Here is a 13,576-nt window from a genome sequence, read left to right as displayed (position 1 = left end):
AAAGGATACCCATTACCATAAACTTCCGTTACGATCTTCACCTTGTCTCTATTTTACACTAATTAAAATACAATTAGAAATTTCTTTTAATAAAATCAGGTACAATTTTCAAAGCATCCTGCAATTTACTAGGGTCTTTACCACCGGCTTGTGCCATATCTGGTCGACCTCCACCGCCACCACCGCAGCGTGTAGCTACTTCTTTTACTATATTACCTGCATGGTGTCCATCCTTAACTAAATCTTTTGAAACACTAGCAACAATACTAACTTTACCATTGTTGACAGCAGCTAAAACAAGAATACCTGATTCTATTTTTTCTTTTAACGAATCTGCCATTTGGCGTAATCTATTCATATCAGATACATTTACTTGTTTAACTAACAGGGAGACACCTTCAATTTCTATCATTTCATCAAGAATATTACCAGCCTCTAGATTACTTAGCTTTGCAGCAAATGATTCGTTCTCTTTTTCTTTTTCCTTCAATTGTTTTTGGAGTTGCTCAATTCGAAACGGTACATCTACAACCTTTGACTTTAATAAGCCAGAGGCTTCTTTTAATATATCAACAAGTTCAGACATATGAGAATATGCATTCTGTCCAGTTACAGCTTCTATTCTACGAACACCTGCACCAATCCCTGCTTCTGATAAAATCTTAAACAACCCAATTTCAGCTGTATTATTTACATGACACCCTCCACATAACTCCAAGCTGTAATCTCCTACTTTAACAACTCTAACTGTTTCTCCGTATTTTTCACCGAATAGAGCCATTGCCCCCATTTCTTTTGCTTCATTAAGGCTTTTTTGCATCGTTTCAACTGCTATACCGTCCCAAATTTTTTCATTTACTGCTTTTTCTATTTCTTCTAATTCTTTTTCTGTTATTTGGCCAAAGTGAGAAAAGTCAAAGCGTAAACGTTCTTCCGCAACGAGTGAACCCGCTTGATTCACATGCTCACCTAATACATCCTTTAACGCTTGATGCAAAAGGTGTGTGGCTGTATGGTTTTTAATTATCCCTTTACGGTTTTTATTATCTACTTTAGCAGTAAAAGACATATTCTTTTTTAAAGTTCCTTTAGCTACTTCCACAGTGTGAAGATTTTGACCATTCGGTGCTTTTTGAACGTCTTTTACCACAAGAATAGTGTCCTCGTTTTCAAATGTACCATAATCTGCTATTTGCCCGCCACTCTCTGCATAAAAGGATGTTCGATCCGTAATAACTTGTACGATATCCCCTTCATTAGCTATGTCAACTAAATCCTTATCTTTTACAATCTCTTTTATTACAGCAGATGTTTCTAACTGGTCATATCCAATAAATTTACTTTCTACTTTAATACTTCCTAATATTTCATCTTGTGATTGCATAGATCCCGCATCTTGTCGTGCTTCACGTGCACGATTTCTCTGTTTTTCCATTTCTTTTTCAAAGCCTTGTCTATCAATGGTAAAACCAGCCTCTTCTACATATTCTTCTGTTAAATCAACTGGAAATCCATACGTATCATAAAGGCGGAAAACATCTGTACCTTCAATCGTGTCTTGGTTTGCCTCTTTAGCCTTTTCGATTATTTGTCCTAGAATAGTTAAGCCTTCATTTAGAGTTTCATGGAAGCGTTCTTCTTCATTTTTTATTACCTTTTGAATAAACTCAGTTTTTTCTTTTACTTCCGGATAAAAGTCTACCATTATGTCAGCAACTACTGGCACTAGCTCATACATAAATGGACGTTCTATTTGAAGCTGCTTTGCAAATCTTACAGCACGACGTAATAGCCTTCTTAAAACATAGCCTCGACCTTCATTGGATGGTAGAGCACCATCAGCTACTGCAAATGTTACTGTACGAATATGATCCGCAATAACTTTAAATGCAGTATCAGCTTCATTTGTTTTCCCATAGCTTAATCCAGATATTTGTTCTGTTACTTTAATTATCGGTATAAAAAGATCCGTATCAAAATTAGTTTTAGCATCTTGAATAATAGAGACCATTCTTTCCAAGCCCATACCTGTATCAATGTTTTTCTTAGGAAGTGGTGTATAGCTACCATCAGGATTATGATTAAATTGAGAAAATACTAGGTTCCATACTTCTAAATATCTTTCATTTTCTCCTCCAGGAAATAATTCAGGATCATTTAGGTCATTTCCATATGCTTCTCCACGATCATAGAATATTTCTGTATTTGGTCCACATGGCCCCTCACCTATATCCCAAAAATTTTCTTTCAACCGAATAATCCTTTCTTCTGGAAGTCCTATATCCTTTTTCCAAAATTCAAATGCTTCATCATCGTCTGGATAAATAGTAACAGACAGCTTTTCTGGGTCAAAACCTATCCACTTTTCCGAAGTTAAAAACTCCCATGCCCAGTGGATAGCTTCTCTTTTAAAATAGTCTCCAATTGAAAAGTTCCCTAACATTTCAAAAAAAGTATGGTGACGGGCTGTTTTACCTACATTTTCAATATCATTTGTACGAATTGACTTTTGGGCATTCGTAATTCTAGGATTCTTCGGGATAACACGGCCATCAAAATATTTTTTCAGAGTTGCTACTCCACTATTAATCCATAATAGGGAAGGGTCTTCATGTGGAACTAACGGTGCACTTGGTTCTACATCATGTCCCTTTTCTTTAAAGAAATCTAAGAACATTTGTCGTACTTCAGCTGAGCTTAATCGTTTCATTTTACAACCTCCTAATTATTCAATCAGATATTTATTAAAAATCAACATGATTGCTTTCTGGAACAATATACCGCCGTCCCAGCTCTGTTACTTATAAATAATAAAAAAACTCTCATCCCTAATAAAATCAGGGACGAGAGTTAATCGCGGTACCACCCTAGTTACAAAGATAAAAATACTTTGTCACCTCAGAAGACATGTAACGTACGTCGTACGGCAGGTTTTTCCTGCTCTCAGGAGTAGCGCATTACTGATCTTCACCTAGAATTTCTCGCAGCCAAGGAAATTCCTCTCTGATAAAGCAAACTTACTTCTTAGGGGGCTTCAGTAACTCAATTCCGTCATCAATTTATGATTTAATTATATTTATGTTTATGTAATTAAAAACTCTATAGGCTATCTACCCTGAAAATAGCTGTAAGTTCAGGAGTGAATGCGGTGACTCCAGCGAGATCAGCGCGATACGAAAATCCCCTTAAGGGATGCATTTTTTTCATATACTCTGTCATATTATAAAAATTAGCGACATATTTGTCAAATTAATAATAAATTCCTTTTCGTTCACGGACAATCTGTCTCACATGTAGTAAGATAACTCGTAAAATAGTGAGAATTGGTACAGAGATAATTAATCCAATGACCCCACCTAACTCTCCCCCGACGACAAGTGCAAAAATTATTAAAACTGGATGCATATGCAGGCTTTTTCCAACTACAAGAGGTGCAATCAAATTTCCTTCAATAATTTGAACGATAAAGTTAACGATAATTCCTAATATAACGAGTTCTAATGATTCCGTTAATGCAATAAATACTACAGGAACCATACCTATAATTGGTCCAAAATATGGAATGACATTTGTTAAACCAATAAAAACAGCTAGCAACAATGCATAAGGCATGTCTATAATCCAAAATCCTATATAAGCCAGTATACCTACAACAACACATACGATAAGCTGCCCGCGAATGTAATAGCCTAAAGATTTATCAATATCCTTTATTAAACTTAATCCTTCTTTACGCCATTTTTTTGGAGTTAAATACCAACACACTTTTTTTATAAGCTCCGTATCCTTTAATAAATAAAAGACTAAAAACGGAATGACAACAAGCAATAATAACCAATCAATTAATTGTCGAAGAAAGAGACCAACCTTCATTATTGCTTCAGCAATAAACGTTTCGCCACTTTCCATCCAGCTTTCTACACGGTCCTGAAAGGTTGTTGGAAGGACTTCTGTTTGTTCGTGTATCGTATTCGCAAAGTTACGATATGTATCTGCCATTTCTGGGAGCTGCTCTAATAGTTCTTGTCCTTCGTCAATAATATATGGCGTTCCTTTAAATAAAACAAAAACAAAAAGAACTACAAATAACGTGTAAATCAATATGATTGAAAGTGGTCGTGGCATTCTTCTCTTTTCAAGAGCATTGATAATAGGATGGAGTATATAAGCGATAACAATTGAAACTAAAAATGGTAGTAGAATTCGAAAAATAATTTCAATAACAGGTTTTAAATAAACAAATATCTGAGTAAACATGAAGAGGACAAGACCAATAAGCAAAATAAAAGTAAGTCGCATAACCCAATGAACTATTCGGTTTTCCATAAAATTCTTGTCCTCCTTCTACATATGTTTAACGGAAATAGAGGGTGAACAATAAGGTCGATGCCCTTGTACACCCTCCAAATCCGTGAAGCTTTATACATGACTTTGCTAATATTGCATACTTCATTCACACTTTTGCACAGCTATTATGCTATTACTACGAAATGGCTTTCGAGAATCTTTTTCCCATTTGTTTCATTGAATGTTGATTTGGAAGGTAGTTTGAAATATTGGTAAAAGTAAACTGGTCCATTTTTTTCTTCCATTGTTTTTTCGTCTTTTTATCCATCGAAGAAGCATAAGCATATGCTCCTAAACCGATTGCAGCAAATGAAACCACCTTTTTCAACTTCTTCACCACCAATCATTATTCCATTTCTATTTGTCGTTCTTTCTCCTCAAATAAATCATCAAGTGAGCTTAACGATCCATCTACTTCCACTTGATGAAGACAAAAGCGACCATCAGCAATAGAAAGTTCAATAAAGCAATTCCAGCAGTAATATTGATTGGTTCCTATCTTTCCAATGTCTTTCCCTTTACAATTAGGACATCGCATGACGGTTTCCCCCTCCAGTTCCTCATAAATCCGATACTTCAACGAAAGAATTATTTTGATTAATAAATGGTACCTTTGGTTTTACAACTAAAATTCCCCTTTTAAGATCGGAGAATAATCCTTCCGTTAGTTCATACCCTACAATTTTCCCCGAATCTGGAAGAAAATATACGTCCTCAATTAATCCAACCATTAACCCATGTTTGTCTCTTAAGGCTTTCCCTAAAATGTGATCTTTACCATCACATAGACGTATTTCCGATTTCTTAGACATAGGCTTTAATTTGGTTTTCTTACTTACGTACATCCCTTCTCCGTCAATATGAACGATGTCCTCTATAGGAAGAAAATGCTTCTTAGACCACCATTGGCTAGTCTGGACCCAGTAGCCATTTACTGTATCTTTATTGGCAGATAAAACTAGATCAGATATTTTACCAATGAACTTCCCTTTATCCTTAAAAAAAATAGGTGTTCCCTTGACCTTTTGAAATGTCCGCAAGGATCTCTCCTCCTTTCGAACATTCTTAGTCTTTGGAAACACCTTTATTTTCATGCTGGTAGTCCTTTTCCATTAATTGTTCCTTTAGTTTTGTTGCTAATGTTGTATTTCTTTTTAAATCTTGATCATTCTTTATTGCATAGTCAAGAGCACTGCGGTCTCCACACATAAGAAGAAAGTTTTTTGCACGGGTAATTCCTGTATAAATAAGTTTTTTCCGTAGCATCCGATAATATCCTTTGACCACAGGCATAACTACAATGGGATATTCACTTCCTTGTGACTTATGAATCGAACAACAATAGGCATGTGTAATTTGAGACAAGTCCGGCTTTGTATACGTCACTTCATTTCCATCAAAAGAAATAATGATCTTTAATTCTCTATCTTCATTCTCTTTTTCTGTAAAAATTGCTACAATTTCACCACGGTCTCCATTATAAACATTATCCTCGGGGTTATTTACTAATTGCAAAACCATATCTCCCACACGGTATATATTCTCTCCAAAAGCAACTTCTCTTCTTTGATCGGAAGGTGGATTAAAAAGTAATTGTAGTAAATTATTTAAGTTTTCAACGCCTGCTTCTCCTCTATACATAGGCGCTAATACTTGTATATCTTTCGCAGTATAGCCTCTTCCGACAGCTTTTTCACAAATCTGTTTCACTACATCGGGGACTTGATGCTGAGCACAAGGGAAAAAGCGTAAATCTTTACTTTTATCATCTATTGTTTGTGGAATATTGCCATCCTTTACTTGGTGTGAAAACTCAATTATTTTGGAATCCTCCGACTGACGATATATATCAGTTAGCTTTACGGAGGGTACAATGTTCGTCTCTAATAGGTCAGACAACACTTGTCCTGGTCCAACAGACGGTAGTTGATCTTCATCTCCAACTAGAATTACTTGCATAGTAGGAGGGATTGCTTTAAATAGCTGATTAGCTAACCACGTATCCACCATTGACATTTCATCTAGTATAATTAGCTCTCCCTCTAACGGGTCATGTTCATCTTTCTCTAAATAATCCTCGTTCCCTTTATATCCGAGAAGACGATGGATTGTTGATGCTGGAAGGCCCGTAGATTCCGTCATACGCTTTGCTGCTCTACCTGTAGGTGCTGCCATTAATATAGGAAAGGTTTGTTTTTTATCATAATCATCTGGACTTACTGATAAGCCTTTTAATTTACCAAATACCTCCACAAGACCTTTAATAACGGTCGTTTTCCCTGTACCAGGACCACCTGTTAATATTGTCACTTGAGAATGTATAGCTTGTTTAATTGCAGCTTGCTGGGATGGAGCATACTGAATACCTAACGACTCCTCCACTTCTCCTAAAGCTTTATAGAATTCCGAATCAGGAAATTCATTTAATTCTGAATGATCTTTAATAAGCCGCTTCAAATTACTGACAATACCTTGTTCGGCAAAATAAAGCGTCTTTAAATACATTTTATCTTCTTCAATCATTACTTTCTGTTCTTCACCTAGCGCTATTACTTGTTCGGCAATTTCTAGTGGCGAAATTTCTTCACCACCTTCTTTTTCTAGTAAGGATTTTGCATTCGTAACTACCATTTCATTCTTTAAATAAACATGGCCTTCATTCAGACAGTTTTCATTTAGTGTAAAGAGTATTGCCGCTTTAATTCGATCTGGATGATTACCTGTAATCCCCTGCTTCCTACCAATTAAATCTGCTTTTCCAAAACCGATCCCTTCTACATCTTCAATCATCTGATATGGATTTGTTTCGATTATTTCAAGGGCTTCTATTTTATATTCTTGATACACCTTCATCGCTAATTGTAACCCAAAGCCGAATTCGTAGAGCTTCATCAAGACCTGTTCAATGCCTTGGTCAGCCATAAGTGTTTGATAAATTTCCTCCGCTTTCTTTGGTTTTAAATTAGGAATTCGTTCTAATGCACTTCTATCCTCAATAATAATAGAGACAGCATTTTTCCCTAACTCATCTACTATTTTTTCTGCTGTTTTCCGACCAATCCCTGGGAAACGATCACTCGATAAATATAAAATAATTCCTTGTTCTGTTTCAGGCATAATTTTCTGAAATTGCTCTACTTTATATTGCCGACCAAATCGTGGATGATCTGTAAAATGTCCATGAAAAAGATAGCTAACGTCTCTTTCAAGAAGGGGTAAAGTCCCCACAATCGTAGCTTCTTTTTCATCCATGGGATGATTTGTTTCAAACACTTTAATTTTGGCAACAGTATAAAGGGATTCTTCGCTATGGTAAATGAGATGAATGAGATCTCCCTTTATATAATTTTTCTCCTGCTCTTGTGCTTGCTTTTCTATCTCGTTCATGACATGGAACCTACTTTCTTATTCCCCATTTTCTAATAGAGCTTCCACTTGTCTTTTTCCATTTGCGCTTAAGGTGTGCTCAGGTTGTATCTCTAGTGAACGGTTAAACATATGTAATGCTTTTTTTAAGTCTTCTTTATACGTATAGGCAACACCTAAGTTAAAATAGCTGTCTGCATGGTTTTCATCTTGTTTTATTATATCTTCAAACACTTCTATTGCATTATCAATTTGTTCTAGTTGTGCTAACGATAACCCATAATGAAATTTGGCATCTACATCTTCAGGGTTCATTTCCGAGGCTCTTTGTAAACCTGGAAGAGCACGATAGAAATCTCCTAATAAATAAAAACTCATCCCTAACATATAATATACATCTGCTTCTTTTAACCCATTATTTAATGATTCTTGGTATTCATTAATAGCATCCATAAATTTTTCCTGATTATAAAAGACGTTTCCTTTACCATAATAAGCTGTTCCTAATGTTGGGTCTAGTTCAAGACCTTTGTTAAAAAAGATCAAAGCTCTTTCTTCTTCGTTAATTGTAGATAGTAAGTTTCCGAAATTAACGTACCCAATTGGATCCTCTGGACTTTCTTCAATCACTTCATTCAAAAGCTTTGCTGCTTCTTCAATATTACCTTCTTTCATTTTTCTGACAGCTAATTGATTCTTATCCATTGCATTTCACATCCTAGTCTCGACTTGAAAGGAAGCCCGGCATTTGCCGAGCTTCTTGATTTATTTCTAAGAAGTTACCATTTCTGTTTGAATTACTTCATCTATTGTTCCTCCACCTAAGCAAACATCATTATCATAAAAAACAACGGATTGACCTGGTGTTATTGCTCTTTGAGGTTCAACAAATTCTACACGAACTTTATCGTTACCAAGCTTTGAGACCTTTACCTTTTGATCCCCTTGTCGGTATCTAAATTTTGCTGTGCAATGAAGCACATCTGTGAAATCATAACTAATCCAATTCACTTTTTCAGCTATTAAACCTTTAGAATATAATGCTGGGTGATGATAGCCTTGGCCAACATACAATATATTTTTTTCTAAGTTTTTCCCAACAACAAACCATGGTTCACCAGCTCCACCAATACCTAATCCATGTCGTTGTCCTAACGTATAATACATTAAACCATCATGCTTTCCTTTTACTTCTCCGTCTAATGTCTCCATATTGCCCGGTTGTGCTGGTAAAAATTGACTTAAGAACTCTTTAAAATTCCTTTCTCCTATAAAACAAATACCAGTACTATCTTTCTTTCCTGCCGTTGCTAAACCAGCTTCTTTCGCTATTTCTCTCACTCTCGGCTTTTCTATTTCGCCTATAGGGAAAAGAACATTTTTTAATTGCTCTTCACTTAATGCATTTAGAAAATAAGTCTGATCCTTGTTATCGTCTATTCCCCGTAACAATTCTACTCGTTCTCCTTCACGTCTTACACGAGCATAGTGTCCTGTAGCAACATAATCTGCACCAAGAGACATAGCATGATCTAAAAAGGCTTTAAATTTAATTTCTTTATTACACATGACGTCAGGATTAGGCGTCCGCCCTGCACGATACTCATCTAAGAAGTAGGTAAATACCTTATCCCAATATTCCTTCTCAAAGTTTACTGCATAATAAGGTATATCTAACTGATTACATACACGAATTACGTCATTGTAGTCCTCTGTAGCCGTACAAACTCCATTTTCATCTGTGTCGTCCCAGTTTTTCATAAAGATTCCGATCACTTGATAACCTTGTTCCTTTAGTAAGTAAGCAGCAACAGAGGAATCAACACCACCTGACATCCCTACTACTACTCTAATGTTCTTATTACCTTGCTCCAATGTATTCCCTCCTTTCTTTTTATTTCATCAATCGATGAATGACTTTTGCTGTACGAATAGCTGCTTCTTTTACATCATCTATCGTTAAACCATAACCAAAGCTAAACCTTATGGCAGAATGACTTCGACTTTCATCTTTAAACATAGCAGTTAATACGTGGGACGGATCGATAGAACCTGCTGTACATGCTGAACCACTAGAAACTGCTACCCCTTCTAAATCTAGGTTCATTAACAATGATTCTACACTTAACCCTGGAAAACTAACATTCAAAATGTGAGGTAAGTAGTGATTGCTAGAACCGTTTACCTCATATTGAATATTTTGCTCCTTAAAGACTTTAAGTATCTCTTGGCGATAGCCTTCATATAATGAACGTTTTTCATCTATGTTTTCTATTGAAAGCTCTACAGCTTTTTGCAGCCCAATAACCGCTGCAACGTTTTCCGTTCCAGCTCGACGCTTTCGTTCCTGTTCTCCTCCGTGCAAAAGAGGTGAAAATACTAACCCTTTTCTAGCATATAAAAAACCGATCCCCTTTGGTCCATTTAATTTATGCCCAGAAACTGCTAAGAAATCTACACCTAGCTCGTCCACATTAATTACTTCCATGCCAAAGGCTTGAACAGCATCTGTGTGAAGTACAGCTTCATGTTCGGAAAGTAACTCACTTATTGTTTTAACTGGTTGAACAGTCCCTACTTCATTATTTCCTAACATACAAGATACAAGAATAGTATCGTCACGTAATGCATTTGAAATTTCAAATGGTGAGACAACTCCTGATTCATCTACATCAATATAAGTTACAGCAAATCCTTGTTTTTCTAAAAATTCAAAGGCGTGAAGAACGCCGTGATGCTCTATCTTCGTAGTAATTAGGTGATTCCCTTTTTCCTTATGAGCAGTAGCGTAGCCGATGATTGCTAAATTATCAGCTTCCGTCCCACCGCTTGTAAAAATAATTTCATCAAATGACGCCCCAATTGCCTTTGCGATAAGTTCTCTAGATTCATCAAGTCCCCTTCTAGCTTGACGTCCAAAGTGATGAATACTAGAAGGGTTACCAAACTGTGATTCATAATAAGGCTTCATGGCTGCAAATACTTCTGGATGAACTGGTGAAGTGGCAGCATAGTCTAAGTATATATGTTTCATTCATTTCACAACCTTTATTGAAAAACTTCGGTATAACCGAAAGCAATTTTAATTAACATCTATTCAGTGTTATTGTCTTTTTGTTGATTGCTCTTCATATAAGAATACCCATTTTTTGACGAAAAGAAAAGTGAGGAAGCTGAATTTCACTTTTCCCCACTTCATACGTCATTCTATACAAAGAAAGCTATTTAAATATAAAACATGAAATACTCTTGATCACCTTTATCTTCATAATTAGCTAAGTCTGCCAATGTGGTGTTATCAAGTACATCTTTTACTGCATCTCGAATTTTGATCCATAAATCACGTTTAGCTGGCTCCTCATCATCCACAACCTCAACGGGACTTATAGGTCCTTCTAAAACTCTTATAATATCTCCTGCAGTAATCTCTTCTGGTGCTTTTGAAAGCATATAACCGCCATAAGCTCCTCGAACGCTTTTTACCAAGGTTGCGTTTCTTAAAGGGGCAATCAATTGCTCTAAGTAATGCTCAGAAAGGTCGTGATCCTTTGCAATAGATTTTAATGAAATAGGACCTTCACCATACTTTTTTGCTAATGCCATCATAATTGTTAAACCGTATCTACCTTTAGTGGATATTTTCAACTTTAATCCCTCTTTCCATTCGTCGATCGATCCAAATTTGACACCATACTAAGGAAACCCCTGTAACATGTCCTATCGTGACGCTAAATAGTATCGTTCCTACAAACACAGGACCACCTAATAACCAACCTGCTCCCAAGACAATAAGTTCCATTGTAATTCTTACTTGTGCCACAGTAAAACCTGTTTTCTGGGAAACAGCTAACATTAAGCTATCCCTTGGTCCTACACCACATTTAGGTGAAATATATATTCCTATCCCAAGTCCCATTATAAGAATACCTACTACTAAATAAAAGCCTTTTAGAAACAACACGTCAGGCGTATGTATAATAAACAAAAAAAGGTCGACAAAAAGACCTACAAAGAGCATGTTTAAAAAGGCTCCAAGCTTAGGTATTTCCTTTGAAATACATGTGGCTACAACTAAAAGTAAAAACCCCATAATGATGGTCCAAGTACCAACTGTTAATCCTACCTGCTCTGTTAAACCAATATGCAAAACATCCCAAGGTGCACTTCCTAAATCAGCACGAATAATTAGAGCAATACCAAAGCTCATAATAATTAATCCAATAAGAAAAACACTCCACCGGAATATCCATGCCTGATCATTATTCTTCACTTTCAATTTCTCATCCCCAATGACCATCATTTTATTCTTTTTTTTATTTCTATTCTCTAATTATAACCATTATAGCATACATATGGCTATTTCTTTGTATCAGTGTTAAGATCATTTCTAGTATATATAAGCATTATTTCCTTAACTTTAGCTACCTTATTATGAATACTATTGAAGGGAGGAAATCACATTGGATTTATTTGAGCAATCCCGTAAAAAAGTGTCAGGTGGACCATTAGCAGCAAGAATGAGACCACGGACAATCGATGAAGTTATGGGACAAAAGGATATAATCGGTAAAGGGACACTACTAAGACGCGCTATTGAAGCCGATCAACTTACCCCTATGATTTTTTACGGCCCTCCTGGAACAGGAAAAACCACATTAGCAAAGGTTATTGCTAATACGACGTCCGCACATTTTGAACAATTAAATGCCGTCATAGCTGGAATAAAAGATGTAAGAGAAGTTGTCCAACGGGCAAAGGATCGCCTTAAATATGATGAAGAAAAAACTGTTTTATTTATTGATGAGATTCATCGCTTTAACAAAGGACAGCAAGACGCATTACTTCCATTTGTAGAAGATGGGACAGTAATTTTAATTGGAGCAACAACTGAAAATCCAATGTTCGAGGTTAATCCAGCCCTATTATCTCGATCTCGCTTATTTAGACTTCAATCTCTTTCAAATGAAGAACTCTATGAAGTACTTCAAGCTGCTTTAACCGATCAAGAACGTGGCTTTGGAGCATATGCAATTAGAATTGATAATGAAGCAATGGATCATCTTGTAAATGTGTCCAATGGTGATGCTCGTACTGCCTTAAATGCATTAGAGCTTGCTGTATTAACTACTGATCCGAATAATGACGGCGAGATACATATTGATATAGAAACAGCAGAAGCATCTATCCAAAAACGAGTACTACAATACGATAAATCTGGTGATCAACACTACGATACTATTTCTGCATTTATTAAAAGTATAAGAGGATCAGATCCAGATGCAACCTTATATTGGCTAGCAAAAATGATATATGCAGGAGAAGATCCACGCTTTATTGCTAGAAGGATTTATGTCCATGCAGCTGAGGATATTGGACTTGCTGATCCAAACGCCCTTCTTGTAGCTCAAGCAGCAGCATATGCTGTAGATTTTGTAGGTATGCCTGAAGCTAGAATTCCTTTAGCCGAGGCTGCATTATATTTAGCTACTGCACCAAAAAGTAATGCTGTTATTTCTGGTATAGATTCCGCTTTAAGAACTGTTGAGCTAGAAAAAACAGGCGATGTACCCGTTCATTTAAGGGATGCACACTATAAAGGTGCCACAAAGCTTGGTCACGGTGAGGGGTATAAATATCCTCATAACTATGAACTCCATTATGTTCCACAGCAATATTTACCTGACCATTTAATTAAAAAACAATTTTATCAACCATCCATAAATGGATACGAGAAAACAGTACAAAAACGATTAGACTATTTTGAAGAAAGAAAAAATAAAGGAGAATAAATCCATCTAAATACTTCCTTTATTCGTTAGATATGTTAGTTTTTTTATAGACTTGATAAAATCTATTACTTGAA

12 protein-coding genes are annotated in these 13,576 nt (G+C 36.0%); 1 reads left to right on the top strand and 11 read right to left on the bottom strand.

Annotated elements, in window-relative coordinates:
• Window positions 1-73: 73 nt before the first annotated feature.
• The 11 genes from alaS to QA612_RS03105 form a co-directional block, all read right to left on the bottom strand.
• Window positions 74-2,710, bottom strand: a complete 2,637-nt coding sequence (gene alaS, locus QA612_RS03155; RefSeq protein ID WP_278282301.1) for an alanine--tRNA ligase — start codon at window positions 2,708-2,710, stop codon at window positions 74-76.
• Between the two features lie 539 nt (window positions 2,711-3,249).
• Window positions 3,250-4,326 (bottom strand): AI-2E family transporter, encoded by a 1,077-nt coding sequence (locus QA612_RS03150; RefSeq protein ID WP_278282300.1) that lies wholly within the window; start codon window positions 4,324-4,326, stop codon window positions 3,250-3,252.
• Window positions 4,327-4,483: 157 nt separating this feature from the next.
• The gene (locus QA612_RS03145; protein ID WP_278282299.1) at window positions 4,484-4,675 is read right to left on the bottom strand and encodes a hypothetical protein; all 192 of its coding nucleotides are present in this window, start codon (window positions 4,673-4,675) and stop codon (window positions 4,484-4,486) included.
• Window positions 4,676-4,693: 18 nt separating this feature from the next.
• A complete protein-coding gene (locus QA612_RS03140) occupies window positions 4,694-4,885 on the bottom strand; it encodes a hypothetical protein (RefSeq protein WP_278282298.1) in 192 nt (63 codons plus the stop codon).
• A gap of 22 nt (window positions 4,886-4,907) precedes the next feature.
• Window positions 4,908-5,387, bottom strand: coding sequence for a PRC-barrel domain-containing protein (locus QA612_RS03135; RefSeq protein WP_278282297.1), 480 nt, complete (start codon window positions 5,385-5,387; stop codon window positions 4,908-4,910).
• Between the two features lie 25 nt (window positions 5,388-5,412).
• Complete coding sequence (recD2, locus tag QA612_RS03130) at window positions 5,413-7,734, bottom strand: SF1B family DNA helicase RecD2 (protein WP_278282296.1); 2,322 nt, start codon at window positions 7,732-7,734, stop codon at window positions 5,413-5,415.
• A gap of 18 nt (window positions 7,735-7,752) precedes the next feature.
• Window positions 7,753-8,418, bottom strand: a complete 666-nt coding sequence (locus QA612_RS03125) for a tetratricopeptide repeat protein (RefSeq protein ID WP_278282295.1) — start codon at window positions 8,416-8,418, stop codon at window positions 7,753-7,755.
• 66 nt (window positions 8,419-8,484) lie between these two features.
• Entirely contained in the window at window positions 8,485-9,588 is a 1,104-nt protein-coding gene (gene mnmA, locus QA612_RS03120) for a tRNA 2-thiouridine(34) synthase MnmA (RefSeq protein WP_278282294.1), read from the bottom strand.
• Window positions 9,589-9,607: 19 nt separating this feature from the next.
• Entirely contained in the window at window positions 9,608-10,747 is a 1,140-nt protein-coding gene (locus QA612_RS03115; protein WP_278282293.1) for a cysteine desulfurase family protein, read from the bottom strand.
• A gap of 191 nt (window positions 10,748-10,938) precedes the next feature.
• Window positions 10,939-11,358 carry a cysteine metabolism transcriptional regulator CymR gene (gene cymR, locus QA612_RS03110; protein WP_278282292.1) on the bottom strand — a complete coding sequence of 140 codons (420 nt, stop codon included), beginning with the start codon at window positions 11,356-11,358 and terminating at the stop codon, window positions 10,939-10,941.
• The gene (locus QA612_RS03105) at window positions 11,342-11,983 is read right to left on the bottom strand and encodes a YczE/YyaS/YitT family protein (protein ID WP_347568857.1); all 642 of its coding nucleotides are present in this window, start codon (window positions 11,981-11,983) and stop codon (window positions 11,342-11,344) included. The genes cymR and QA612_RS03105 overlap by 17 nt, the downstream gene beginning before the upstream one ends.
• Window positions 11,984-12,173: 190 nt before the next feature.
• On the opposite strand from QA612_RS03105, the gene QA612_RS03100 reads away from it, so the two are divergent.
• A complete protein-coding gene (locus QA612_RS03100) occupies window positions 12,174-13,502 on the top strand; it encodes an AAA family ATPase (protein ID WP_278282290.1) in 1,329 nt (442 codons plus the stop codon).
• Window positions 13,503-13,576: the final 74 nt, after the last annotated feature.

This window comes from Evansella sp. AB-P1 (assembly GCF_029688925.1).
GTDB lineage: Bacteria > Bacillota > Bacilli > Bacillales > Salisediminibacteriaceae > Evansella.
Note: the sequence above shows the minus strand (reverse complement) of the source record. Positions and strands in the feature narration are given on the sequence as shown.